This is a genomic window from Pseudomonas sp. P42, from assembly GCF_017973755.1.
GTDB lineage: Bacteria > Pseudomonadota > Gammaproteobacteria > Pseudomonadales > Pseudomonadaceae > Aquipseudomonas > Aquipseudomonas iridis.
In genome coordinates this window covers 426,358-451,151 of record NZ_JACOPU010000006.1, presented here as the reverse complement: position 1 = coordinate 451,151, position 24,794 = coordinate 426,358, and the positions used below count along the sequence as shown (strand labels likewise).

20 protein-coding genes are annotated in these 24,794 nt (G+C 59.9%); 10 read left to right on the top strand and 10 right to left on the bottom strand.

What is annotated here, in order from left to right; genetic code table 11:
* Positions 1 to 203: 203 nt before the first annotated feature.
* The 5 genes from H8B20_RS21435 (at position 204) to H8B20_RS21415 (ending at position 5,903) form a co-directional block, all read left to right on the top strand.
* Positions 204 to 1,868 carry an AMP-binding protein gene (locus H8B20_RS21435; protein WP_210624524.1) on the top strand — a complete coding sequence of 555 codons (1,665 nt, stop codon included), beginning with the start codon at positions 204 to 206 and terminating at the stop codon, positions 1,866 to 1,868.
* A gap of 16 nt (positions 1,869 to 1,884) precedes the next feature.
* On the top strand, positions 1,885 to 2,646 hold the full coding sequence (locus H8B20_RS21430; protein WP_210624523.1) for an SDR family NAD(P)-dependent oxidoreductase: 762 nt from the start codon (positions 1,885 to 1,887) through the stop codon (positions 2,644 to 2,646).
* Between the two features lie 12 nt (positions 2,647 to 2,658).
* Positions 2,659 to 3,852, top strand: a complete 1,194-nt coding sequence (locus H8B20_RS21425; RefSeq protein ID WP_210624522.1) for an acetyl-CoA C-acyltransferase — start codon at positions 2,659 to 2,661, stop codon at positions 3,850 to 3,852.
* A 134-nt stretch (positions 3,853 to 3,986) separates the two neighbouring features.
* Entirely contained in the window at positions 3,987 to 5,114 is a 1,128-nt protein-coding gene (locus H8B20_RS21420; RefSeq protein ID WP_042559232.1) for an acyl-CoA dehydrogenase, read from the top strand.
* Between the two features lie 15 nt (positions 5,115 to 5,129).
* Positions 5,130 to 5,903 carry an enoyl-CoA hydratase gene (locus tag H8B20_RS21415; protein WP_115148091.1) on the top strand — a complete coding sequence of 258 codons (774 nt, stop codon included), beginning with the start codon at positions 5,130 to 5,132 and terminating at the stop codon, positions 5,901 to 5,903.
* 125 nt (positions 5,904 to 6,028) lie between these two features.
* On the opposite strand, the gene H8B20_RS21410 is transcribed toward H8B20_RS21415, so the two are convergent.
* The 5 genes from H8B20_RS21410 to H8B20_RS21390 form a co-directional block, all read right to left on the bottom strand.
* Entirely contained in the window at positions 6,029 to 7,180 is a 1,152-nt protein-coding gene (locus H8B20_RS21410; RefSeq protein ID WP_210624521.1) for an acyl-CoA dehydrogenase family protein, read from the bottom strand.
* A gap of 3 nt (positions 7,181 to 7,183) precedes the next feature.
* On the bottom strand, positions 7,184 to 8,290 hold the full coding sequence (locus H8B20_RS21405; RefSeq protein ID WP_210624520.1) for an enoyl-CoA hydratase/isomerase family protein: 1,107 nt from the start codon (positions 8,288 to 8,290) through the stop codon (positions 7,184 to 7,186).
* A gap of 188 nt (positions 8,291 to 8,478) precedes the next feature.
* Positions 8,479 to 9,174 carry an HPP family protein gene (locus H8B20_RS21400; RefSeq protein ID WP_210624519.1) on the bottom strand — a complete coding sequence of 232 codons (696 nt, stop codon included), beginning with the start codon at positions 9,172 to 9,174 and terminating at the stop codon, positions 8,479 to 8,481.
* A gap of 155 nt (positions 9,175 to 9,329) precedes the next feature.
* Entirely contained in the window at positions 9,330 to 10,508 is a 1,179-nt protein-coding gene (locus tag H8B20_RS21395) for an MFS transporter (RefSeq protein WP_210624518.1), read from the bottom strand.
* Positions 10,509 to 10,633: 125 nt separating this feature from the next.
* Positions 10,634 to 12,013 carry a UDP-glucose dehydrogenase family protein gene (locus H8B20_RS21390; RefSeq protein ID WP_210624517.1) on the bottom strand — a complete coding sequence of 460 codons (1,380 nt, stop codon included), beginning with the start codon at positions 12,011 to 12,013 and terminating at the stop codon, positions 10,634 to 10,636.
* Between the two features lie 384 nt (positions 12,014 to 12,397).
* Here H8B20_RS21390 and H8B20_RS21385 point away from each other — a divergent pair, with 384 nt between their 5' ends.
* On the top strand, positions 12,398 to 13,243 hold the full coding sequence (locus H8B20_RS21385; RefSeq protein ID WP_228732751.1) for a site-specific integrase: 846 nt from the start codon (positions 12,398 to 12,400) through the stop codon (positions 13,241 to 13,243).
* Here the strand turns inward: H8B20_RS21385 and H8B20_RS21380 are convergent, their stop codons facing one another.
* The 5 genes from H8B20_RS21380 to H8B20_RS21360 form a co-directional block, all read right to left on the bottom strand.
* Positions 13,244 to 13,795, bottom strand: coding sequence for a PqiC family protein (locus H8B20_RS21380; protein ID WP_210624516.1), 552 nt, complete (start codon positions 13,793 to 13,795; stop codon positions 13,244 to 13,246).
* A gap of 16 nt (positions 13,796 to 13,811) precedes the next feature.
* Complete coding sequence (locus tag H8B20_RS21375; protein ID WP_210624515.1) at positions 13,812 to 15,467, bottom strand: PqiB family protein; 1,656 nt, start codon at positions 15,465 to 15,467, stop codon at positions 13,812 to 13,814.
* A gap of 195 nt (positions 15,468 to 15,662) precedes the next feature.
* Entirely contained in the window at positions 15,663 to 16,964 is a 1,302-nt protein-coding gene (locus tag H8B20_RS21370) for an NAD(P)/FAD-dependent oxidoreductase (RefSeq protein WP_210624514.1), read from the bottom strand.
* Positions 16,961 to 18,049: a polyamine ABC transporter substrate-binding protein gene (locus H8B20_RS21365; RefSeq protein WP_210624513.1), complete on the bottom strand. Its 1,089-nt coding sequence runs from the start codon at positions 18,047 to 18,049 to the stop codon at positions 16,961 to 16,963. Before H8B20_RS21365 ends, H8B20_RS21370 begins: the two co-directional genes overlap by 4 nt.
* 170 nt (positions 18,050 to 18,219) lie before the next feature.
* Positions 18,220 to 19,578: a glutamine synthetase family protein gene (locus tag H8B20_RS21360; RefSeq protein ID WP_210624512.1), complete on the bottom strand. Its 1,359-nt coding sequence runs from the start codon at positions 19,576 to 19,578 to the stop codon at positions 18,220 to 18,222.
* A 161-nt stretch (positions 19,579 to 19,739) separates the two neighbouring features.
* Between H8B20_RS21360 and H8B20_RS21355 the strand changes: the two genes are divergently transcribed.
* The 4 genes from H8B20_RS21355 (at position 19,740) to H8B20_RS21340 (ending at position 24,658) form a co-directional block, all read left to right on the top strand.
* Positions 19,740 to 20,648 (top strand): helix-turn-helix domain-containing protein, encoded by a 909-nt coding sequence (locus H8B20_RS21355; protein ID WP_210624511.1) that lies wholly within the window; start codon positions 19,740 to 19,742, stop codon positions 20,646 to 20,648.
* 83 nt (positions 20,649 to 20,731) lie between these two features.
* Positions 20,732 to 21,241 carry a sigma-70 family RNA polymerase sigma factor gene (locus H8B20_RS21350; RefSeq protein WP_042559152.1) on the top strand — a complete coding sequence of 170 codons (510 nt, stop codon included), beginning with the start codon at positions 20,732 to 20,734 and terminating at the stop codon, positions 21,239 to 21,241.
* Complete coding sequence (locus H8B20_RS21345; protein ID WP_210624510.1) at positions 21,241 to 22,188, top strand: FecR domain-containing protein; 948 nt, start codon at positions 21,241 to 21,243, stop codon at positions 22,186 to 22,188. Before H8B20_RS21350 ends, H8B20_RS21345 begins: the two co-directional genes overlap by 1 nt.
* A gap of 67 nt (positions 22,189 to 22,255) precedes the next feature.
* The gene (locus H8B20_RS21340) at positions 22,256 to 24,658 is read left to right on the top strand and encodes a TonB-dependent receptor (protein WP_210624509.1); all 2,403 of its coding nucleotides are present in this window, start codon (positions 22,256 to 22,258) and stop codon (positions 24,656 to 24,658) included.
* Positions 24,659 to 24,794: the final 136 nt, after the last annotated feature.

Sequence of the window (24,794 nt, the reverse complement as noted above, 5' to 3'; positions counted from 1 at the left end):
GCTCCCACAGGGTGAACGCATTTCAAATGTGGGAGCGAGCCTGCTCGCGAAGGGGGCAATCCTGGCGGCACATCTCTTGAACCCTGGCCAAACCAGTCAGCCACTTTGATGGCTTTGACCATTGCCCCAAGCCCCTGACAGCGCGACTATCCCTCTGTTGTTTACGGTTCCCAGCCTAATAAAAACACAGAGGGATTCTGGCAATGCGCGACTACCTGTCTGCCACCGAACAGTTCAACTATCAGCACACTGTGGATGCCGCGCTCAGCGGCTCGCTTGAGGCGCTCAACGCCTGCGTCGAATGTTGCGACCGCCATGCTTTGCCGGGGCGCATCGCGCTGTTCTGGGAAGGCCGCGACGGCGCCAGCGCGACGTACACCTTCAGCGACTTGCAGGACAAAGCCGCGCGATTCGCCAATTTCCTCCTCGCCCAAGGCGTGCGCAAGGGTGACAAGGTCGCCGGCCTGCTGCCACGCAATATCGAATTGCTCATCACCGTTTTCGCCACCTGGCGCATCGGCGCGGTCTATCAACCGCTGTTTACCGCGTTCGGCCCGAAGGCCCTCGAACATCGACTGAACAGCTCCGGCGCCAAAGTCGTGGTGACCGACGCCGTCAACCGACCGAAACTCGCTGAAGTTGCCGACTGCCCGACGCTGGTCACGGTCGGCGGCGCCAAAGGCCAGGGCATTGTCCGTGGCGATTTCAGTTTCTGGGCTGAACTGGCCAATTATTCCAACGTCTGCGAACCCGTGCTGCTGAGCGGCGAAGACCCGTTCCTGCTGATGTTTACCTCGGGCACCACTGGCCCGGCGAAAGCCCTGTCGGTACCGCTCAAAGCGATCGTCGCGTTCCAGAGCTACACCCGTGATGCGGTGGATCTGCGCCCCGAAGATGCATTCTGGAACGTCGCCGATCCGGGTTGGGCCTATGGCATCTATTTCGGTGTCACCGGCCCGTTGGCAATGGGGCATCCGATCACTTTCTACGATGGCCCGTTCACCCTCGAAAGCACCTGCCGGGTGATCAACAAGTATGGGATCACCAACCTCACCGGTTCGCCGACGGCTTATCGTCTGCTGATTGCCGGCGGTAACGAGTTCGCCAGGTCAATCAAGGGCAAGCTGCGGATCGTCAGCAGCGCGGGTGAGCCGCTGAACCCGGAAGTGATCCGCTGGTTCGCTGACAACCTTGATGTGGTCATCCACGACCATTACGGCCAGACCGAACTGGGCATGGTGCTGTGTAACCACCACGGCCTCGACCATGCAGTTCACGTTGGCGCCGCCGGTTTCGCCTCGCCGGGTCATCGCATTGTGGTGCTCGACGAGCAGCATAAGGAACTGGGCGTCGGTCAGCCAGGCATCCTCGCCATCGACCGTGCCAACTCCCCTATGTGCTGGTTTGGCGGCTATGAAGGCGCACCGACCAAAGCCTTCGTCGGCGATTACTACCTGAGTGGCGACACGGTGGAGTTGAACCCGGATGGCAGCATCAGTTTCGTCGGCCGCAGCGACGACGTGATTACCACGTCTGGTTACCGCGTCGGCCCATTCGACGTCGAAAGCGCGTTAATCGAGCATCCGGCCGTGGTCGAGGCCGCGGTGGTCGGCAAACCCGATCCGGAGCGCACTGAACTGGTCAAAGCATTCGTGGTGCTCAGCGCGCAATACCGCGCGGCACCAGAGTTGGCCGAAGAACTTCGCCAGCACGTACGCAAACGTCTGGCCGCGCATTCGTACCCGCGTGAAATCGAATTTGTCAGCGAATTGCCCAAGACCCCGAGCGGCAAATTGCAGCGCTTTATCTTGCGCAACCAGGAAATCGCCAAGGCTCAAGAGGCCGCGGCGCACAACGTTTCAGCTTGAATCGAAGGAAACAGTCATGCAGATCGAGAACAAGGTTTTTATCGTCACTGGCGGCGCTTCCGGCCTGGGTGCGGCCACCGCTGAATTGCTGGTGAGTGCCGGCGCCAAAGTGATGCTGGTGGACATGAACGCCGAAGCGGTTGCCGCGCAGGCCAAGCGCCTGGGCGCGCAAAGCGTCGTCGCCGACATCAGTAATGAAGCCGCCGCCGAAGCCGCCATACAAGCGACCGTCACTGCATTCGGCAGCCTGAATGGTCTGGTCAACTGCGCCGGCATCGTCCGTGGCGAGAAGATCCTTGGCAAGAACGGCCCGCACGTATTGTCCAGTTTTGCCCAGGTGATCAACGTCAACCTGATCGGCAGCTTCAACATGTTGCGCCTGGCCGCTGCGGCGATTGCCGAGAGCGAGGCCAATGCCGATGGAGAGCGCGGCGTGATCATCAACACCGCCTCGGTAGCGGCGTTCGACGGCCAGATTGGTCAGGCCGCGTATGCAGCGTCAAAGGGCGCCATCGCCAGCCTGACCCTGCCGGCCGCCCGTGAACTGGCGCGCTTCGGCATCCGCGTGATGACCATCGCCCCGGGCATTTTTGAAACGCCGATGATGGCCGGCATGACCCCGGAAGTCCGCGACTCGCTGGCGGCCGGCGTACCGTTCCCGCCGCGTCTGGGCAAGCCTGCCGAGTACGCCGCGCTGGTTCGGCATATCATCGAAAACAGCATGCTCAATGGTGAGGTGATCCGTCTCGACGGCGCCTTGCGCATGGCCGCCAGGTAAGGAGGATTTGTCATGACTATTTCCAACGATCCGATTGTTATCGTCAGCGCCGTTCGCACCCCGATGGGCGGCTTTCAGGGCGAACTGAAAAGCCTCACCGCGCCGCAACTCGGCGCCGCCGCCATCAAGGCCGCGGTTGAACGCGCCGGTATCGCCAGCGATGCAGTCGATGAAGTGCTGTTCGGTTGCGTATTGCCTGCGGGCCTCGGCCAGGCCCCTGCGCGGCAAGCAGCGCTGGGCGCCGGGCTGGATAAATCGACCCGTTGCACCACCGTCAACAAGATGTGCGGCTCGGGCATGGAAACCACCATCCTGGCCCACGACATGCTGGTCGCGGGCAGCGCTGATGTGGTGATCGCCGGCGGCATGGAAAGCATGTCCAACTCGCCGTATCTGCTGGATCGTGCCCGCGCCGGTTACCGCATGGGCCACGGCCGGGTGCTGGATTCGATGTTCCTCGACGGTCTCGAAGACGCCTACGACAAGGGGCGCCTGATGGGCACCTTCGCCGAGGAGTGCGCCGACACCAATAAGTTCAGCCGTGAAGCGCAGGACGCCTTCGCCATCGCCTCGACCACGCGCGCGCAACAGGCGATCAAGGACGGCCGCTTCAAGGACGAAATCGTCCCGCTGACCGTGACCGTCGGCAAAGAGCAAGTGCTGATCAGCAATGACGAACAGCCGCCGAAAGCCAAACTGGACAAGGTCGCTTCGCTGAAACCGGCGTTCCGCGAAGGCGGTACTGTTACGGCGGCGAACTCCAGTTCGATTTCTGACGGCGCAGCGGCGCTGGTGCTGATGCGTCAGTCGCAGGCGCAGAAACTTGGTTTGAAACCGCTGGCGGTCATTCACGGTCACTCGGCGTTCGCTGATACCCCGGGCCTGTTCCCGGTGGCACCGATCGGGGCGATCAACAAACTGGTGAAAAAGACCGGTTGGTCGCTGGCCGAGGTTGACCTGTTTGAAGTCAACGAAGCGTTTGCCGTGGTTGCGATGGCGGCGATGAAGCATCTCGATATCCCGCACGAGAAGCTGAATATCCACGGCGGTGCTTGTGCGTTGGGCCATCCGATCGGTGCGTCGGGTGCGCGGATTCTGGTGACGTTGCTCTCGGCGTTGCGCCAGAACAATCTGAAACGCGGCATCGCGGCCATCTGCATTGGTGGCGGTGAAGCAACGGCCATGGCCGTGGAATGCGTTTACTGACACATACCTTCCCCCTGTAGGAGCTCCCGCAGGCTGCGATCTTTTGATCTTTTTTGCGAGCTAAAGTCAAAAGATCGCAGCCTTCGGCAGCTCCTACAGGGAATCGTGTGGTAACCCGGATTTAAGGACTCACCATGATCCCCAACGAAGACCAACAACAGATCCGCGACATGGCCCGGCAATTTGCCGAGGAACGGCTGAAACCGTTCGCCGCCGAGTGGGATCGCGAGCACCGCTTTCCCAAGGAAGCCATTGGCGAGATGGCCGAGCTGGGCTTTTTCGGCATGCTCGTGCCGGAGCAGTGGGGCGGTTGCGACACCGGTTACCTGGCCTACGCCATGGCGCTGGAAGAAATCGCCGCCGGCGACGGTGCCTGTTCGACGATCATGAGCGTGCACAACTCGGTGGGTTGCGTGCCGATCCTCAAGTTCGGCAACGACGATCAACGCGAGCGTTTTCTCAAGCCACTGGCCAGCGGCGCCATGCTTGGGGCTTTTGCTCTGACCGAACCGCAGGCCGGTTCCGACGCCAGCAGCCTGAAGACCCGCGCACGTCTGGAAGGCGATCATTACGTGCTGAACGGCTGCAAACAGTTCATCACCTCCGGGCAAAACGCCGGGATCGTGATCGTCTTTGCGGTGACCGATCCAGGTGCCGGCAAACGCGGGATCAGCGCGTTTATCGTGCCGACCGACTCGCCGGGCTACAAAGTTGCCCGCGTCGAAGACAAGCTCGGCCAGCACGCCTCGGACACTTGCCAGATTCTCTTCGAAGACGTCAAAGTGCCGGTCGCCAACCGGTTGGGTGAGGAGGGCGAGGGTTACAAAATCGCCTTGGCCAACCTCGAAGGTGGACGCGTCGGTATCGCCTCGCAATCGGTGGGGATGGCCCGTGCAGCATTCGAAGCGGCGCGCGATTACGCCCGTGACCGCGACACGTTCGGCAAGCCGATCATCGAGCACCAGGCCGTTGCTTTTCGCCTCGCCGACATGGCGACGCAAATCGCCGTCGCCCGGCAAATGGTGCATTACGCCGCGGCGCTGCGTGACAGCGGTCAACCGGCGCTGGTCGAAGCGTCCATGGCCAAACTGTTCGCCTCGGAGATGGCCGAGAAAGTCTGCTCGATGGCCTTGCAGACGCTCGGCGGTTACGGTTATCTCAACGATTTCCCGCTGGAGCGCATCTACCGCGACGTGCGCGTCTGCCAGATCTACGAAGGCACCAGCGATATTCAGCGCATGGTTATCTCGCGCAATCTTTGACCAGGAATTTTATCCATGACTTACGAAACGATTCTGCTGGAAAACCACGGCCGTGTTGGCTTGATCACTCTCAACCGGCCACAGGCGCTGAACGCGCTGAACGCGCAACTGGTTAGCGAAGTGAACCAGGCACTTGATGCGCTGGAAGCGGATGCCAATATCGGCTGCATCGTCATCACCGGCTCGAAAAAGGCTTTCGCTGCCGGCGCCGACATCAAGGAAATGGCCGAGCTGACCTATCCGCAGATTTATATGGACGACCTGTTCAGCGACAGTGATCGCGTGGCCAACCGCCGCAAGCCGATCATCGCCGCGGTTAACGGCTTTGCTTTGGGCGGTGGCTGTGAGCTGGCGTTGATGTGCGACTTTATCCTGGCCGGTGACAACGCCAAATTCGGCCAGCCGGAAATCAACCTCGGCGTGCTGCCGGGCATGGGCGGCACACAACGTCTGACTCGCGCCGTGGGCAAAGCCAAAGCCATGGAAATGTGCCTCAGCGGGCGTTTGATCGATGCGGTTGAGGCTGAGCGTTGCGGCATCGTCGCGCGGATCGTGCCGAGTGATGAATTGCTCGATGAAGCGCTGAAAGTGGCAGCAGTGATCGCCAGTAAGTCGCTGCCGATTGCGATGATGGTCAAGGAAAGTGTGAACCGTGCGTTCGAGGTCAATTTGACCGAAGGCGTTCGTTTTGAGCGCCGGGTGTTCCATGCGGCGTTTGCCACTCAGGATCAGAAGGAAGGCATGGCAGCGTTTGTGGCCAAGCGGACGCCTGAGTTCAAGGGTAAGTAATTCGCGAACTTGACTGGCCTGATGGCGATGCTTTTAGAAGATCAAAAGATCGCAGCCTGCGGCAGCTCCTACACGGGAATATGTGTTTCCTTGTAGGAGCTGCCGCAGGCTGCGATCTTTTGCTTTTAGAGCTGGTAGTTCTTCAATTCCCGAGCAATCACCATCCGCTGAATCTCGCTCGACCCTTCATAAATCTGGGTAATCCGCGCATCGCGGTAATACTTCTCGACCGGATAATCTTCCAGATACCCATACCCGCCATGAATCTGAATCGCCGACGAGCAAACCTTCTCGGCCATCTCGGACGCAAACAGCTTGGCCTGTGACGCCTCCGACAAACACGGTTTGCCCGCCGTGCGCAGACGCGCCGCATGCAAAATCATCAACCGCGCCGCGTTCAATTGCATGTGCATGTCGGCCAGCAGATTGGCGATGCTCTGGTGTTCGTTGATCGGCTTGCCGAACTGCATCCGATCCCGCGAATAAGCCAACGCCGCTTCAAACGCCGCGCGGGCAATCCCTAACGCTTGCGCGGCAATGCCGATGCGTCCGCCCTCAAGGTTGGACAAGGCAATCGCCAGACCTTTGCCGCGCTCGCCAAGCAGGTTGGCCTCGGGAATGCTGCAGTTGTTCAGCGTCACCGCACAGGTGTCGGAAGCGCGGATGCCCATTTTGTGTTCGGTGCGATCGACGATGAAGCCCGGTGTATCGGTGGGCACCAGAAACGCCGAAATACCTTTCTTGCCCAGATCCGGGTCGGTCACCGCAAACACGATCGCCAGTTTTGCCCGTTTGCCGTTGCTGACAAATTGCTTGGCGCCGTTGATCACCCACTGGCCATCGCGCAGCTCGGCGCGAGTGCGCAGGTTGTGCGCTTCGGAACCGGCCTGCGGTTCGGTCAGGCAGAAGCAGCCGATCACCGCGCCACTGGCCAGATCCGCCAGCCAGGTCTGTTTCTGCTCGTCGCTGCCGTAGTTCATCACCGGGCCGCAACCCACCGAGTTGTGGATGCTCATGAACGCACCCGTGGCGCCATCGCCGGCAGAAATTTCTTCCACGGCCAGCGCATAAGCGACGTAGTCGACGTAGGTCCCGCCCCATTCCTCAGGCACGACCATGCCCAGCAGACCCAGCTCGCCCATCTTCGCCACGAGGGCGTCGTCGATCCAGCCAGCCTTTTCCCAGGCTTGCGCATGAGGCGCGATTTCGCCGCGGGCAAAGTCCCGGGCCATGTCGCGGATCATCACTTGTTCTTCAGTCAGTTCGAGATCGTGCATGGCTCAGCTCCCGCTCTCAGCAAAACCGTGGAAGAAACTCGCCACATGCGCAGCGTCCAGCGCGGCGAGGTTCGGCGGGTTCCAGCGAGGTGTCTTGTCTTTGTCGATCAGCAGGGCGCGCACGCCTTCGATCAGGTCACCGCGGGCGAACCACTGACGATCCAGATGCAGTTCGAGGGCGAAGCACTGTTCCAGGCTCAAGTGCCGGCCACGACGGAGCATTTCCAGCGTAACGGCCATGGCCAGCGGCGAGCGGGTTTCCAGCAGATCAGCCGTGGTGGTCGCCCATTCATGGCTGTTGGCAACGGTGACGGCGCGCAGCTGCTCGACCATGCTTGGCACGTCCGGCAGCGCGAAGAAGTGGTCGATGGCCGGACGCAAGGCTTCGAGCGGCGCATCGGGCAGGGTTTGCACGGCGTGTTTGGACAACAGGTTTTGCAACGACTTCAGCGGTGTGTCCTGCCATTCCATCTGATCGAGTTTTTCATCGAGGATGGCGAGTTTGCTGCTGTCCAGATACCAGTCGGCGAGCCCGCAATACAACGCATCGGCAGCACGGATCTGCACGCCGCTGACGCCCAGGTATATCCCCAGCTCGCCGGGAATGCGCGGCAGGAAATAGCTGCCACCGACGTCCGGGAAATAACCGATGGCCACTTCCGGCATCGCCAGACGGCTCTTTTCGGTGACCACGCGCAGATCGGCGCCTTGCACCAGACCCATACCGCCACCGAGGACGAATCCGTCCATCAGGGCCAGCACCGGTTTGCGGTAGTGGTGAATCGTCAGGTCGAGGGCGTATTCCTCGACGAAAAAATCTTTGTGCAGCGTGTCGCCGCTCTTGTAACTGTCGTAAAGCGAACGAATGTCGCCGCCGGCGCAGAAGGCTTTTTCACCGGCGCCGCGCAGGACAACGGCGTGCACATCGGCGTCGCTCGCCCAGGCGTCGAGCCGCTGTTGCAGCAGGCGAACCATGTCGAGGGTAATGGCGTTGAGGCCGGTAGGGCGGTTGAGGGTCAGGTGACCGATGTGGTTGCGAACCTCGGCCAGCACTTCGTTTTGCGTGGCATCCATGGACAGAGTCCGCGGGGATGAAGCCTGAGCAGTCATCACTAACTCCCTGCTTTTATTGTCTTTATTCGAGAAGCTCGCGCGCGAGCGTTAACGGATCGTAACAGTGCAAATTTGCCCTGTACAACGTGGATATCTGCAGGGGCTGTGTGCATTTTTACATCAGGTGATGGAATGCAATGACAGTGTAGGAGCCTTCGGCAGCGCCTACACAGAAGTGTGGGGATTCAGGACGGGCGGGTGAAAACTTCACCAATGCTGCGCCGTTTGGCATGCAGTTCACTGGCGTGGATCAATTGCTCCAGGTCTTCAGGCGTGATGTCGATGAACGCCTCCATGTCAGCCAGCGCCAGTTTCAGGTCTTGAGCAGTGATCGCCTGACTGTCGACCGGGGCAACCACGGGCGCAGGTTCGGCGGGGCGTTTTGGGTAACGAATGCGCGTCAGGTTGTTGTAGGCCAAGGCACTGGCCAACATGCACGCAGCCCCCAACATCACTGGCTCCATGGCTTTCCAGTCCATGGCGATGGTCGCGGGATCGGCCAGCACCAACGTCAACGCCAACGCGCCGGCCGGTGGGTGCAGGCAACGCAACCAGCACATCAGAATCAACGCGATGCCCGCCGCCAGACACGCGCTGCCGAGTGTTCGGTCGAGCACATGGGCGACCAGCAATGCCACGACACCGGCACACAGATAGCCGCCCAGAATCGACCAGGGCTGGGCGAGGGCGCCGGACGATACGGCGAACAGCAGCACCGCTGACGCGCCCAACGGGCCGATCAGGTGATAAGCGACTTCATGCCCGAATACCTGGGCGCACAACCACACGCTGAACAGCGTGCCCAGTGCCATGCCGATAGCGGCGCGGCTCCATTCGGTCGGGCGAGTGTTGATGGCGGCGGGCAACCAGCGAGCGAGCATGTGAAACCGATCCTTGCAAAAATCCGGGCAAAAAAAAGGACTTGTCCGGCAAATCCGGAAAGCCCTCGAAGTGTTCCAACATTGGGGGAGGAACGCGCACAGTGTGCCGATCAATCTCGATGCTGACAAATTCATATTAATGCAGTTTTAGTGCATTACTTTTGCATTGAAGCAACCCTGCGCCCGCTGACAAAACACAGATAGCCGCCCAGCGCCGCGAGACCACTGAGGGCGTAAAACATGCTCGGTGCCGGTGTGTGCATCAGCAGGAACCCGCACATTACCGGGCTTACAGCACCGCCCAGTGCCGCCAGATTCTGTGCGCCGTAGTAGCTGCCGCGCAGTTCTTCCGGGGCCAGGGTGTCGACGAAGAGAAAATCCGCCGGGTAAATGATCATCTCGCCCAGAGTGAAGATGAACATCGCCACGCACCAGCCGACGAGGCTGTCGGCGACACTGAAGCCGATCAGCCCGACGATGAACAGCGCGGTGCCCCCGGCAATCCAGTACCGCAGGTGCTCGCGCTTGAGGAGCCGGCCGATCTGATATTGCAGCAGGATCACTGTGATCGCGTTGCAGGCGAGCAGGGCGGCCATGGTGTCCAGCGTCTGCTGCTGAGTGTGGGTCACCAGCAGGTACTGCGACAGGTACAAGGTGAAACGCCCGTGGACCAACGTACTGAGCAGGCAGCCCAGGGTGAACAGGACCATCGTGCGGTCGTTTTTCAGGATGATCAGGGTATTCAGAAAGCTTTGCGGCTGGCCGAGCGGCGATATCGGGCTCACCTTCCTGGCGACGCCGAGCAGCAGGAACACACTGGCGCAGGCGATCGCACCGGCGACGATAAACGGCGCGCCAGGCTGAATACCGGCGATCACCACGCCGATCATCGGGCCGACGGCGTAACCGATGTTGGTCAGCGTGTAGTTCAGGGAAAACGCCTTGACCCGCTGACCGATGGGCAGGTTCTCGCTGAGGATCGCCTTAGAGCAGATCAGGAACAGCGCCGAGGCGGTTTCGCTGATGATCAGCACCAGCGTGACCAGATACAGATTCTGCGCGAAGGTCAGCAGCATCAGGCCGATGCCGCTCGAGAGCATGGTAAGGATCAGCAACTGGCGCTTGTCCAGGCGATCGATGATGTAACCGCCATACAGCCACAGCAGCGTGGCACTGAACACCGCAATGCCCAGCAGTAGCCCGACGTCCTGGGGGTTGAGGCCGAGTTTGTTGCTGAGGAACAAGGTCAGCAATGGGCTGATCAGGGCACGGCTGATGACAACTGTCAGCGAGCTGATCATCAGCCGGCGGATCAGGGGAGAGTAGGTGGCCACGAAGAGGTCAATGTCCTTATTTCAGATGCACAAGCGGGCGTCGCCATCCTCGCCGGGTCGCAGTCACCGGTCAACCTGACACAACAAAATCCCCTCTGCAGGAGCTCAGAGGTCGCAATAACCGGTCAGGCGACGTCGGACGCGCGCGGCCATTGCTGCAGCGAGATCGGCAATTTGCGCGACTCGCCACGGCCCATCGGGAAGTACTGGAAGCCGTTGCGCGCCAACCGCTCGGCGTCGTACAGGTTGCGACCGTCGAAGATCACCGGGGTGTTGAGGCGCTGCTTGATCAAGTCGAAATCCGGCGCCTTGAACTGCTGCCACTCGGTGCAGATGATCAGCGCGTCGGCGCCGGGCAATACTGACTCAGGCGTGCCCATCAACATCAGTTTTGCTTCGTCCGGGTAGAGGTTTTGGGTTTCCTGCATGGCTTCGGGGTCGAACGCGCGCACGCTGGCGCCGGCGGCCCACAGTTCTTCCAGCAAGACCCGGCTCGGTGCATCGCGCATGTCGTCGGTGTTGGGTTTGAAGGCCAGGCCCCACAGGGCGAAAGTCCTGCCGCGCAGGTCGCCTTTGTAGAACGCGTTGATACGCTCGAACAGTTTGTGCTTCTGCCGCTGATTGATCGCTTCGACCGCTTGCAGCAAATCGCTGGAGCAGTGCGCCTGTTCGGCACTGTGGATCAAGGCGCGCATGTCCTTGGGAAAGCACGAACCGCCATAACCACAACCCGGGTAGATGAAGTGATAGCCGATGCGCGTGTCTGCGCCGATGCCCTGACGCACCGATTCGATGTCGGCACCCAGGTGTTCGGCCAGCTCGGCGATCTGGTTGATGAAACTGATTTTGGTCGCCAGCATGCAGTTGGCCGCGTACTTGGTCAGCTCGGCGCTACGCAGATCCATGAACATGATGCGGTCATGGTTGCGATTGAACGGCGCGTACAGATCGCGCATCACGTCACGCACCTCGTCGCCCTCGCAACCGATGACGATGCGATCCGGACGCCGGCAATCAGCGACGGCGGAACCTTCCTTGAGAAACTCCGGGTTGGAGACGATATCGAAATGCAGCAAACGACCCACCTTGATCAAGGCCTTTTCGATGTGCGTGCGCAAGGTGTCGCCCGTGCCCACCGGCACCGTGGATTTCTCCACCAGAATCAGCGGATGTTCACGGTGACGGGCAATCGCATCGCCGACCGAGAGCACGTAGCGCAGATCCGCCGAGCCGTCCTCACGCGACGGCGTACCCACCGCAATGAACGCCACACGGCCGTGCTGCACGGCGATTTTTTCGTCGCTGGTGAACAACAGGCGTTTCGCATCCAGACCCTCGCGCACCAGGCTGGCCAGCCCCGGTTCGAAGATGCTGACGTGGCCCTGACTCAGCAAGTTGACCTTGTTCTGGTCGACGTCCATACACACCACGTCATGCCCGACTTCGGCCAGCACAGCCGCTTGCACCAGACCGACGTAACCGCTGCCAAATACCGTGATTTTCATGAAGCACTCCTGAATGCGGACGCACGAGCCAGATGAGTGTTGATCTGTTGTTGACCGCGATCAGGGTAGGCAAGGGCATGTTTCAATTCGTCTATCGCGCTTGAAACGTCCGCCCGGTTGTCTGAAAAACGCGGAAGTTCAAGGGCTTGGGATACCGGTCGGAGAATGCCTGATTGACTTTTAAGCCCTTGGCCGGCAGGTTGTGAGCCTTTTCCGGCAACCGGTCGCATTCAGGTTTTGCCGTTTTTTGTCATGTTGTAATGAACTGTTTTCCATTCAAGGCCGTTTCGTTTGATTGACTTGTCGAGTACCCCATCTTCCCCGTCCAACACTAATCCGCTAACGCTTTATCTGGCACGCCTGGCGCCTTCCAGCCAACTGACCATGCGCTACGTCTTGCAGGACGCCGCCGACCGTCTGGGTTTCGAGGACATGAATCTCGAAGACATTCCATGGCACGGCTTGCAACCTGAAGATGTCGTTGCACTGGTGGCGGCTTTGCGTGAGGACAACTACGCGCCCAATACGTCTTCGCTCTATGTAAATGCCGTGCGCGGGGTGATGAACGAAGCCTGGCGCATGAGCCTGATCACTCAGGATCACCTGTTGAAAATGCGTTCGGTCAAAGGCATCGCCGGCACGCGGTTATCGCAGGGGCGCAATCTCAAACGCACGCTGATTCACGAATTGATGGAAGTCTGCGCCGCCGACCCACGCCCGCAGGGCTTGCGTGACGCCGCAGTGATTGCGCTGCTGTACGGCACCGGCATGCGCAAATCCGAGTCGGTGGATCTGGATTTGAATCAGGTCGATTTCATTGAGCGCAGCCTGACCGTCATCGGCAAGGGCAACAAACAACTGATCAAGTACGCACCGGCGTGGGCGTTCGCAAAGCTCGATGCGTGGCTGGAACTGCGTCGCTCACAGCTCAAGGAAGGTGAAAGCGATGACGGGTTTCTGTTCAATCGCATCCGTCGTGGCAGCCACATCACCCGTGAACGCATCACCAAACACGCGATCTATTACATCGCCCGTCAGCGCGGCACACAGGTCGGGGTGAAGATCATGCCCCACGATTTCCGGCGTTCGTTCATCACCCGTGTGATCGAAGAGCATGATCTGTCGATTGCGCAGAAGCTGGCGCATCACAGCAACATCCAGACCACCGCCAACTACGATGTGCGTGACGACAACGAGCGGCGGCGGGCGGTGGATCGCTTCGATCTCTGATCAGGAGGCGGGAGGGCAACCGCGCGACCCACTGGCGGCCTGAGTAATTTGCGCGGCAAGACGTTTGACGTTGTTTTGCTGCGCCGTCACCAGTTCGTCGATGCTTGGCCCGGACGGCGTTTGCAGGACGGAACGGCAGGTCAGCAGTGCGCTGTCAGCCGCACCGAGTGGCCGCAAACGCCATTTGACGTCGATCAAACCGTACTGGCCGGGGATCGAATCGAAGCGCTGCACGTCGACGCGCACCGAGAGTTTCTGCTGGCCGCTGGCGCTGCTCAACTGGTCGACCAAGGCAGTGCGCAGTTCATCCGCGAGCGTCGCGCCCCACCATTCAGTCTCCAGTATCGCCAGGCCACTGTTGCCTTGACGGATGACGATTTGCGCGCGGTCGACCTGCGGCGGCACGGTGATGCCTTCTATGGCGATCTCCGATCCGCTTCGGCCAGAACCCGGTTGTGCCGGCACCAGCGTGTGAAAGCTGATCGGATCGCTACGACAAGCACCAAGCAGCACAAATGCAGCGAGCACGGTGGTCTTCAACGGTAAAGCCATGGTTCAGCTCCTGTGCTCAATTGCGTGGCGGTCCTTTCAGGTCCATCGGCCCGGCGTTTTCGGGACGACCGCGAATCAACGATTCCGGATGACGACCCAAGTAGTCCGAGAACTCACGCAAGGAGCGCGACATGCGAGAGAGTTCATCGAGGGTCTCATTGATTTTTTCCCGCTGCGGTGAGTCATCGGCCAGCGTGGAGTTGGCGGACTGCAGGGTTTTGCTGACGTCGGCGAGGGTGCTCTGTACGCCCGGCAAGGTTTTCGCATTGAACTGGCTCAGGCCTTTGCGCAACTCGACCAGATTGCCGTCAAGGTTACTGGCGATCCGTTCCACCGGCAGTTTGTTGATTTTGTCGACCATCGCTTCGAGTTTTTCCTGCAACTGTTCGAGGCTGCCTGGCACGGTCGGTATGACCACGGGACGAGCCGATGGATCGAAGGCGACTTTTTCGGCTTTAGGGAAGAAGTCCAGCGCCACGTACAGTTGGCCCGTCAGCAGGTTGCCGCTGCGGGCCTGTGCGCGCAGGCCGTTGTCGATAAAGGTGCCCATCAGGCGTATTCCGGCGGCTTCGTCGTTGGGGTCATGATTGAACGCCGTGAGCATTTTTTTGTATGCCTGGCCGAGGCGCTGCGGGTAAATGACGATGCCGACGTTCAGCGGGAAGCTGCGTTTTTTCGCGTCGAAATCCAGATTTATTGCCACCACCCGGCCTATTTCCATGCCGAGGAACTCCACCGGTGCGCCAACCTTGAGGCCGCGCAGGGACTGGTCGAAGCGCAAACTCAGGTATTGCGCCTTGCCGTTGGGTGGGGCGAGGGCGGTCAACTGATCTTCGAACAGCTCGAAGTCTTTGTCATCGGCCGCTGCTACATCGTTGGGACTGTAATCCGGCGCACGGAAGGCGATGCCGCCGACCAGCATCGACGACAACGACTCGGTCTTGACCTGAAAACCGTTGGCACCAACGCTGACGTCGATGCCGCTGGCGTTCCAGAACCGGGTGTTTTCGGTGACGAAGGCATCGTTGGGCGAATGAACGAAGATTTCGATATCGACGCCTTTGCCGTCCTGGGCGAGGGTGTAGGCGACCACTTGGCCAACCGGGATCTTGCGGTAGTAAACCGGCGAACCGATGTCCAGCGAGCCGAGATCCTGAGTGTGCAGCATGAAGCGTTTGCCCGGTTCGCCGTAAGTGATCGGCGGCGGGTTCTCCAGACCCTTGAACTGCCTGGCGCGGTTATTGGCTTGGCCGATGTCGGCGCCGATATAGTCGCCGGAGAGCAGGGTGTCGATACCGGACACGCCGCCAGCGCCAATGCGTGGGCGTACCACCCAGTACTGCGAGTCTTCGCGGGTAAAGCTTTCGGCCTGCTTGGCCAGTTTGATGGTGGCGTTGACGCTTTTCTGGTCATCGCTCAATTCGACATCGGTGACCCGGCCGATGACCACGTTGCGGTATTTGACTTCGGTCTTGTTGGCTACCAGACCGCTGCCGGTCTTGAAGTTGACGGTGATGGTCGGCCCTTCCTGCATCAGGTTGTGCACCACCAGCGAAATGCCCACCAGCACCGCGATAATCGGCACGACCCATACCAGCGACAGGCTGAAGCGTCGGGTTTTTATGGGCGCCTGGCCCGGTGCTGGCGGCTCGCTGATGGCTGACGACTTCATCCGTGTCCTCCTCTGATAATTGGGCACTGAGCGTCAGGAACGCAAAAGCACTTCATCAATATAGAAGTGCTTGGCGATAGAGCAAATTACTGACGATGTTGACGGTGATCGTTCCAAAGCTCCTGCGTGGGAGCGATCAAATCAAGCAAGATCAAAAGATCGCAGCCTTCGGCAGCTCCTACATGGGATCGTGTGTTAGCCGAACATCTCGCGCAACCGATACCAGAACATGCCCAGTGCCAGCAGGGGCGAACGCAGGGCCGGGCCGCCGGGGAAGGTCATGTGCGGCACGCCGCTGAACACGTCCATGCCCTGACTGTGGCCGGCATCAATCGCCTCGCCGAGCAGTTTTGCGCACCAGTGAGTCACGTTCAGGCCATGACCGGAGTAACCCTGGGCGTAGAACACGTTCGGGTGCTGTTTTAGGCGCCCGACCTGAGGAAAACGGTTGGCAGTGATGCCGATCTTGCCGCCCCACTGATAATCAATGCGCACGTCGGCCAGTTGCGGGAAGACCTTGAGCATCTTCGGGCGCATGTAGGCGGCGATGTCTGCTGGATCTCGCCCGGAGTAATGGCAGGCACCGCCGAACAACAAGCGCCGGTCCGCTGAAAGCCGGTAGTAATCGAGTCCGACCTTCTGATCACACAGGGCCAGGTTGCGCGGGATCAGTTGCGCGGCGCGTTCTTCGGACAACGGCTCGGTGGCAATGATGTAGCTTCCGGCGGGCAACACTTTGCCGCTCAGCTGAGGTTCGAGCTCATCCAGATGCGCGTTGCAACCGAGCACCAGGCTGCCGGCACGCACGGTGCCAGTGGCGCAGCGCACCTGAACCGTCGTGCCATGGATGATTTCCAGTACCGGGCTCTGCTCGAATATTTTCACGCCAAGCGACGTCGCCAGTCGCGCTTCACCTTGCACCAGATCCAGTGGATGCAGGTGCCCAGAGCCCATGTCGATCAGACCGCCCGCGTAACCCTCGGCATTCACCACTTGCTGGCGAATCTGCTCGGGCCCGACCAGACGGGTTTCATGGGCGTAGCCGAGTTCGGCGAGGCTGACTTGTTCTTGCTTGAACGCGGCAAATTGCGCCGGCGTATTCGCCAGCTCACAGAAGCCCCAACGCATATCGCATTCGATGCCGTGGTCTGTAATGCGCTGGCGCACCAGGTCCACCGAATCGATCCCGGCACGCTGCAAATAGCGCACACCTTCCTGACCCACGTACTTGGCGAAACCTTCGACCTCGTGGCCAATCCCGCGGATCAATTGGCCGCCATTGCGACCACTGGCGCCCCAGCCAATCCGCCGCGCCTCGATCAACACCACCGACAGCCCGCGCTGAGCCAGCTCGATGGCGGTGTTGATCCCGGTGAACCCGCCGCCGATCACGCAGACATCGACGCTCAGATCGCCGTCCAGGACAGGGTAGGGAGTGGTCGCCCGAGCCGAGGCTGCGTAGTAGGAGCGGGCGTGTTCTTGGGTGTACTGATTCATTTGTTCGACTTCACTTTGCTCCAGGAACGGGTCATCAAACGCATGATTGCCTGGGGCGGGGTAGAGGAGATGTAGAGCTTGTCGAGCACCGCTTGAGACGGATAAACCTCAGGGTTGTTGACCAGCTCCTGATCCATGTACTGCTTGGCGGCCGGGTTCGGGTTGGCATAACCGACCGAACCGCTGACCTTGGCAATCACTTGCGGATCGAGCAGGTAATTAATGAACGCGTGGGCTTCTTTGGTATTGCCGGCGTCGGCCGGAATCGCCAAAAGGTCGAACCACAGGTTGGCGCCTTCTTTCGGGATCGCGTAGGCGATGTTCACGCCGTTCTTGGCTTCCTTGGCGCGATTGGCCGCCTGGAACACGTCGCCGGAATAACCGAAGGCCACGCAGATGTCGCCGTTGGCCAGGTCCGACACGTACTTGGACGAGTGGAAGTAGGTGATGTACGGGCGAATGCTCAGCAGTTTGGCTTCGGCTTTCTTATAGTCTTCCGGGTTCTCGCTGCGCGGGTCCAGGCCCATGTAGTTGAGGATGGCCGGGAAGACTTCGTCAGCAGAGTCCATCATCGACACGCCGCACTGGCTGAGTTTCTTCAGGTTCTGCGGTTCAAACAGCACGGCCCAGGAATCGATATGATCGATGCCCAGCACTTGCTTGACCTTGTCAACGTTGTAGCCGATGCCGTTGGTGCCCCACAGGTACGGCACGGAATGCTCGTTGCCCGGGTCGTTTTTCTCCAGCAGTTCGAGCAGTTTCGGGTCGAGGTTTTTCCAGTTGGGCAGTTGCGCGCGGTCCAGTTTGAGGAACGCCCCTGCTTTTACCTGACGGGCGAGGAAGTGGTTGGACGGCACCACCACGTCATAGCCGGTGCGGCCGGCGAGGAGCTTGCCTTCGAGGGTTTCGTTGGAGTCGAAAACGTCGTAGATCACCTTGATCCCGGTTTGGCTCTGGAAGTCGGCGAGGGTGGTTTCACCGATGTAGTCAGTCCAGTTGTAGACGCTGACCTGTGGCTGGGCGTGGGCTACGGCGCTGAACAGAACGCTCAGGCTGAGCGGGATCAGGGATTTCAATAGACGCATATCGACACCTCTTTAAATGGTCTTTTTATTGTGTTGGGAAGGTCATGTCTTGCACGGACCCTGGGGGAGCGGGCTTCCCCGCGATGGCGGCGGCACAGGCAACATTGATAGCGAGGCTGCCGGCCTCATCGCGGGCAAGCCCGCTCCCACATGGATTGTGCAGATTTGAATCAGACGCTCATCATCAGGAACTCACGCTCCCACGAGCTGATCACGCGCTTGAAGTTTTCATGCTCGGCACGTTTCACCGCGACATAGCCACGGACGAACTTGCTGCCCAGGTACTCGGCGACGGTGGCGCACTCTTCCATTTGCGTCAGCGCTTCTTCGATGGTGATCGGCAGACGCAGGTTGCGGCGCTCGTAAGCGCGACCTTCGACGCCCGCGCTCGGCTCGATCTTCTCGACCATGCCGAGGTAACCGCAGAGCAGACTCGCGGCAATCGCCAGATACGGGTTGGCGTCGGCGCCCGGCAAGCGGTTTTCCACGCGCATCGCCTCAGGGCTGGACGTCGGCACACGCAAGCCGACGGTGCGGTTTTCTTCGCCCCATTCGACGTTCACCGGCGCCGAGGTGTCCGGCAGGAAGCGGCGGAACGAGTTCACGTTGGGCGCAAACATCGGCAGGACTTTCGGGATGTACTTCTGCAAACCGCCGATGTAATGCAGGAACAGTTCGCTCATCTGCCCCTCAGCGGTGGCGAAGACGGGTTTGCCGGTGGCGATGTCCACCACGCTCTGGTGAATGTGCATGGCGCTACCCGGCTCGTCGCCCACCGGCTTGGCCATGAACGTCGCCGCGACGTTGTGCTTGAGCGCTGCCTCACGCATGGTGCGTTTGAACACGGTGATCTGGTCGGCCAGATCCAGGGCGTCGCCGTGACGGAAGTTGATTTCCATCTGCGCCGGGCCGTCTTCGTGGATCAGTGTGTCGAGGTCCAGACCTTGCAGTTCGCACCAGTCGTAGACGTCTTCGAACAGCGGATCGAATTCGTTGGCAGCATCGATGGAAAATGACTGACGACCACTTTCAGCACGGCCCGAGCGGCCCAGTGGCGCCTTGAGCGGCAGGTCCGGGTCTTCGCAGCGCTGAGTCAGATAGAACTCCATTTCCGGCGCGACAATCGGCTTCCAGCCTTTATCGGTGTACAGCTGCAAGACTTTCTTCAACACGTTGCGTGGCGACAGTTCGATCGGGTTGCCGAACTTGTCGAAGGTGTCGTGGATGACAATGGCGGTCGGCTCGATCGCCCAAGGAATCACATAGACCGCATCCGCCACAGGCTTGCAGACCATGTCGATGTCGGCCGGGTCGAGCAGGTCGTAGTAGATGTCGTCGTCGACAAAGTCCCCGGTTACCGTTTGCAGCAGCACACTTTCCGGCAGGCGCATGCCTCGCTCATGCAGGAACTTGTTGGTCGGTGCGATTTTGCCGCGGGCAATGCCGGTCAGGTCGCTGACCACACATTCAACTTCGGTAATCTTGTGATCTTTCAGCCAAGTGAACAGCTGATCGAAAGGGGCATTCATAAAGACCTCGTTATTGGTTTTATTGACGCCGGGGAGGGCGGGTTTCATCTTCCGCCCCTTCCCCTGTAGCGCGTTGACGACTATCTTGGGCGAGCCTTGCAGTTCCATCTATCCACTTTAAACACACCAAAGCGCACCAAAAGAGTGCGCAAGGTCACCCCATGACAACGTGCAATTCGCTCCAGGTTCAAGCGTTCAATACCGCCGATGTGGCCGAGCAAGTCCGCGCCACGCCCGGCTGGGTTCAGCATTACCAACAAATGTCGCCGGGCCATTTCGCCGGACAGATTCGCTATCTGGATCTGCAGGGTGTCGAGGTCTACGAAGAGCAGATGAACACCCGGGTCGAGCAAAATTTCAGCGCGCCATCGGGTGCTTTGGCGTTCTGTTTTGATCGCAGTGACAACGCGCTGTACCTGCTCAATGAAGAGAGCCGCAACATCTGGATCACCCCGGAGAACTACCAGGAAATTGCCGTGGTGTTCGGCCCCGAATTCGTCCGTCAGCACGGTCTGGATGTGACCAAACTCGAAGGCCTGTTCATGGCGCCGCTCAATGGCGGGCAGAACGCCTTGTTCAGTCGCTGGTTAAGCTCGACTCTCACAAAGTTGACGCAACCCATTGATCTAGTTGAAAAAGAGGCGCTGACTCAACAGTTGCTCGAGGACTGTCTGTTCATCCTCGATAACGCGCGGGTGCATCTGGATCGCGGCGGTTTGCAGCGCCGGACCGTGGAGCGAATGATCATGAAGCGCATCGGTGAATGGGCGGCGGATTCACCCGAAGAGACGCTGAATCTGCTGGAGCTTTCGCACGTGGCGGGTGTTCCGCTGCGGCAGTTGCAGCAAGCCTTCAAGCACTTCACCGGGATGACGCCAAGCCATTGGTTGCGACTGCGCCGGTTGAACAGTGCGCACCGCGAGTTGCTCAAGCGCAGGCCGACGGAAACCACGGTTGCCGAGGTCGCGATGCATTGGTCGTTTTGGCACTTGGGGCGGTTTTCCAGCAGCTACCGGGCGTTGTTCAAAGAGCTGCCGAGCGAGACCCTCAAGCGCTCACACATGGCCTGACCCGTAAAAAGACCTTTGTCTCATCCGCGAAGTTAATTAGAATCAGTCTCATTTGAATCTAACTTCGCGCAGGGTCTCTTGAGATGATTGAAGCAGCGGCGCCCTCGGAGCAGAACCTGCACGACCTGTATCGGGATCACCGCGGCTGGCTGGAAACCTGGCTGCGTCGACGCATGGGCAACGCCTGGGATGCGGCAGATCTGAGTCAGGACACCTTCATGCGCGTGCTGTCCAGTGCGCAACCCCTGGCCGATATTCAGGAACCACGAGCCTATCTGCTGACCGTGGGCAAACGCCTGTTAAGCAATTTCTACACCCGCCGCCAACTCGAAAAAGCCTATCTGCAAGCACTGGCGCAATTGCCGGAGGAGAGCGTGCCTTCGCCAGAGCAGCGCTGGCTGCTGCTGGAAACCCTGCAAGCGCTGGACGAGTTGCTCGATGGTTTGCCGCGGCCGGTGCGCCGGGCATTTTTGTGGAGTCAGCTCGAAGGGCTGGGTTATCGCGAGATTGCCGAGCGCTTGCAGGTTTCTGAGCGCACGGTCAAACGCTACATGGCGCAGGCATACGAGCATTGTTTGCTGGTGGATTTGTGATGCGTGTTGCCCCCAGCGACGAAACGCGTGATGTGGCCCGCGCTGCTGCGCAATGGCTGGCGTTGCTGGAGTCGGGCGAGGCCACGGATGATGATCACACGCGCCTGCAACACTGGCGCAGCAGCGATCAGCGCCATGAAAACGCCTGGCAGAAGATTCAGCTGTTGCGCCGACGCTTTTGCGGCCTGCCTTCGGCATTGGCCATGGCCACCCTGGATCGCCCGGATCCGGCGCGTCGTGCAGCGCTGAAACGCGCGCTCGGTCTGGCGGCGCTGGTGCCGGCGGCGTGGCTGATCAGTCGGCAATTGCCGCTGGACGACTGGCGGGCCGATCTGCACACCGGCACCGGTGAACACAGTCAATTACAGCTGGCGGATGGCAGTTCGTTGCAGTTGAACACGGACAGCGCGGTCAACATCGATCTGGTTGCCCGTCAATTGACGCTGGTGCGCGGCGAGATGGCGCTCAAGGTTCCCGGCGACTCAGCCTTGATGATCAACGCACCTTACGGGCGGATCAGCGTCAGTCGCAGCGAAGTCTGCTTGCGCCTCGGCGAACGTGAATGCCGCGTTTCGGTGGTCAGTGGTGCGGTGCAGTTGCAGCCGCTTCAAGGGCCGGCGCTGATGTTGAGTCAGGGCCAGCAGGTCAGTCTGCAAGCGTCCGGCGCCGGGCGTGTCGCAGCGTTCGATGCCTTGATGCCGGGCTGGCGTGAAGGTGTGTTGATGGCGCAGAACCAACCGCTGGGGGATTTCCTGCGGGAGTTGAGCCGTTATCGTTCCGGGCTGTTGCGGTGGGATCCGGCACTGGAGTCTTTGCGCATCACCGGCAGTTTCCGCCTCGACAACACTGATCAAGTCCTTTCATTACTGGCGGCGAGTCTGCCAATCGACGTCCATACGCGCACCCGTTTCTGGGTTTCTCTCGTCCCGCGAAAAAACTTTAGCTGAAGGCTGTCCCTTTTTTTCGCCTCGCTGGTCATTTCAGGCAAGTGAACAAAATCGAGAGCTTTTTCCAATGCCCGCAGTATTCCCAAGTCGTTTGCGTCCGTTGTTGCAATTGAGTCTGCTGCTGAGCCTGAGTGCCAGCCCCTTGTTGATGTCGACCAGTTGGGCCGATGGCGCAGAGCGCCGCAGCTATCAGGTACCGGCCGGTAGTCTGAGCACGGCGTTGACGCGTTTTGCCGGTTTGGCCGGGGTCAATCTGTCGGTAGACCCGGCACTAGTCAGTGGGCGTAACAGCGCAGGGCTGTCTGGTGAATACGGGGTGGAGGAGGGCTTCACGCGCTTGTTGCTGGGCAGTGGTTTGCAATTGCAGCCAGCGGGCGGCAATGCCTACATCCTGGTTCCGGCGGCGGACGGCAGCAGTCTGGAACTGGCGCCGACTTCGATTCTCGGTGCCACCGGTTCGTCAGATGCCGACGTGTTTGCCGGTGGCCAGGTCGCACGGCGTGGCTCGCAAGGGCTGTTGGGGTCCAAGGACTTCATGGAAACTCCGTTCAGCATGACCACTTACACCAGTGAGGCGGTCAAGAACCAGCAGGCCCGGACCCTGGGGGATCTCATCGCCAGTGATCCTTCGGTGCGCGCGACCAACCCGGCAGGGGGGCGTTACGAGCAATTCACCATCCGCGGCTTCAGTCTGTTCAACAGTGACGTTGCCTATAACGGGCTCTACGGCGTATTGCCAACGTACACGATCGACATGGAAATGGCCGACCGCGTCGACATCATCAAAGGCCCGAGCCAACTGATTAACGGCATTTCGCCCCGGGGCAGTGTGGGCGGCGGGATCAACGTGGTGCCCAAGCATGCTACCGACAAGCCAATTACTTCGTTGACGACCAGTTACGCCTCCAACAATCAGCTTGGAGGGGCAGTGGACGTCGGTCGACGTTTCGGCGAGGACAACCAATTCGGCCTGCGCTTCAACGGCGTTAAACAGTCTGGCGACACTGAGTGGGATCACCAGCGTATCGATCGCGATATGGCGGTACTTGGCCTGGACTTTCGTGGCGATCGTCTGCGCCTGTCGACCGACATTGGTCATACCGAGCGCGATACTGACGCCCCGCAAGAACGTGTTCAGGTGGCGGCCAACGCGAAGGTTCCAAACGCCAACGACGTGCGAAACAACTACGCGCAGCCCTGGAGCCAGGCGCGAACCAAGGACACCTTTGGCACGGTCAACGGTGAGTTCGATGTCAGCGATTCGGTGATGGTGTACGGCGGTGTCGGCGCACGTAAAAGCAACCATGACTTCCTGCGCCATGCCGTTTCCGTCACCAATGACGCTGGCGATTTCAGCGTGCAGCCGCGGGATTTCACCCGCGACGAGAATGTTCGTACAGCCACGGCTGGCGTGCGTAACTGGTTCCATACCGGCCCGGTCAGCCATGAGGTCAACCTGGCCGCCAGCTACTTCTACATGGACTTCAAAAACGGCGGCGCCCGCTATGCGGCAGGACGCAGCAATCTTTACGACCCGGTGACAACTGCCAAGCCCGGGACACCGACGCGTCAAGATGCCAAGGTCTATACCGAAAACCGCTTCAGCGGCGTGGCGTTGTCCGACACGCTGGGTTTCTTTGATGATCGCCTGTTGCTGACCCTCGGCGCGCGCTGGCAGCGGGTCAAGGTCGATGACTGGAGCGACGATGTGAAGGGCGACACCGCTTACGACGAGGAAAAAATTTCGCCTTCGGGGGGCATTCTGTTCAAGGCGACCGACAAGCTGTCGCTGTACGCCAATTACATGGAAGGCCTGAGTCAGGGCAAGATCGCGCCTTCGACCTCAGTGAACGAGGATGAAATCTTCCCGCCGTTCATCAGCCGCCAGGTCGAGGTCGGCGCCAAATACGATGCCGGTGCGTACGCATTGACCGCTGCGGTGTTCCGGATCAAACAACCCGCCTACGAAACCAACGCCACGACGCGGGTGTTCGGCCCGAACGGCAAACGGCAGAACAATGGGGTGGAGGTGAGTATGTTCGGTGAGCCGCTGAAAGGTTTCCGGCTGCTCGGCGGTGTGATGTACATCGACAGCGAATTGACCCACACCACCAACGGCACTTTCGATGGCAACCACGCGCCGGCAACACCGAAATACAACGTCAACCTGGGGGCCGAATGGGACGTGCCGACTGTGCAGGGTTTGAAACTGACCGGGCGCGGAATCTATTCCAGCTCCCAATATCTGGATCAATCCAACGAGAAGGAAATCGACTCCTGGGAGCGCTTCGACGTAGGCACGCGTTACGCGTTCAAAGTCGATGACAAAAACATTACCCTGCGTGCCAACATCGAGAACGTGATGGATAAACGCTATTGGAGTTCGGCGGGCGCTTCGGATGACAGCGAGCCGGGTTTGACGCTGTCGACGCCACGGACTTATCTGTTGTCAGCGACAGTCGATTTTTGACGGTGAGATGGGAAGGGCGGCGGTCTCGTTTTGTGGGCAATGTCGGTAAATGTCTTTTAATGTCGTCGATATGCCGTTAACTATACTAAATGGTCGTTTAGTAGAGCTAACAGTAATAAGCCATCAATCAAGAGGG

Excerpts from the sequence above, each read along its gene's own strand:
- H8B20_RS21405 (WP_210624520.1), bottom strand. The coding sequence starts at position 8,290 with ATGACTGCTCAGGCTTCATCCCCGCGGACTCTGTCCATGGATGCCACG.
- H8B20_RS21430 (WP_210624523.1), top strand. The coding sequence starts at position 1,885 with ATGCAGATCGAGAACAAGGTTTTTATCGTCACTGGCGGCGCTTCCGGC.
- H8B20_RS21400 (WP_210624519.1), bottom strand. The coding sequence starts at position 9,174 with ATGCTCGCTCGCTGGTTGCCCGCCGCCATCAACACTCGCCCGACCGAA.
- H8B20_RS21345 (WP_210624510.1), top strand. The coding sequence starts at position 21,241 with ATGCGTGTTGCCCCCAGCGACGAAACGCGTGATGTGGCCCGCGCTGCT.
- H8B20_RS21340 (WP_210624509.1), top strand. The coding sequence starts at position 22,256 with ATGCCCGCAGTATTCCCAAGTCGTTTGCGTCCGTTGTTGCAATTGAGT.
- H8B20_RS21360 (WP_210624512.1), bottom strand. The coding sequence starts at position 19,578 with ATGAATGCCCCTTTCGATCAGCTGTTCACTTGGCTGAAAGATCACAAG.
- H8B20_RS21375 (WP_210624515.1), bottom strand. The coding sequence starts at position 15,467 with ATGAAGTCGTCAGCCATCAGCGAGCCGCCAGCACCGGGCCAGGCGCCC.
- H8B20_RS21420 (WP_042559232.1), top strand. The coding sequence starts at position 3,987 with ATGATCCCCAACGAAGACCAACAACAGATCCGCGACATGGCCCGGCAA.
- H8B20_RS21385 (WP_228732751.1), top strand. The coding sequence starts at position 12,398 with ATGCGCTACGTCTTGCAGGACGCCGCCGACCGTCTGGGTTTCGAGGAC.
- H8B20_RS21410 (WP_210624521.1), bottom strand. The coding sequence starts at position 7,180 with ATGCACGATCTCGAACTGACTGAAGAACAAGTGATGATCCGCGACATG.
- H8B20_RS21355 (WP_210624511.1), top strand. The coding sequence starts at position 19,740 with ATGACAACGTGCAATTCGCTCCAGGTTCAAGCGTTCAATACCGCCGAT.
- H8B20_RS21365 (WP_210624513.1), bottom strand. The coding sequence starts at position 18,049 with ATGCGTCTATTGAAATCCCTGATCCCGCTCAGCCTGAGCGTTCTGTTC.
- H8B20_RS21425 (WP_210624522.1), top strand. The coding sequence starts at position 2,659 with ATGACTATTTCCAACGATCCGATTGTTATCGTCAGCGCCGTTCGCACC.
- H8B20_RS21370 (WP_210624514.1), bottom strand. The coding sequence starts at position 16,964 with ATGAATCAGTACACCCAAGAACACGCCCGCTCCTACTACGCAGCCTCG.
- H8B20_RS21435 (WP_210624524.1), top strand. The coding sequence starts at position 204 with ATGCGCGACTACCTGTCTGCCACCGAACAGTTCAACTATCAGCACACT.
- H8B20_RS21390 (WP_210624517.1), bottom strand. The coding sequence starts at position 12,013 with ATGAAAATCACGGTATTTGGCAGCGGTTACGTCGGTCTGGTGCAAGCG.
- H8B20_RS21350 (WP_042559152.1), top strand. The coding sequence starts at position 20,732 with ATGATTGAAGCAGCGGCGCCCTCGGAGCAGAACCTGCACGACCTGTAT.
- H8B20_RS21415 (WP_115148091.1), top strand. The coding sequence starts at position 5,130 with ATGACTTACGAAACGATTCTGCTGGAAAACCACGGCCGTGTTGGCTTG.
- H8B20_RS21380 (WP_210624516.1), bottom strand. The coding sequence starts at position 13,795 with ATGGCTTTACCGTTGAAGACCACCGTGCTCGCTGCATTTGTGCTGCTT.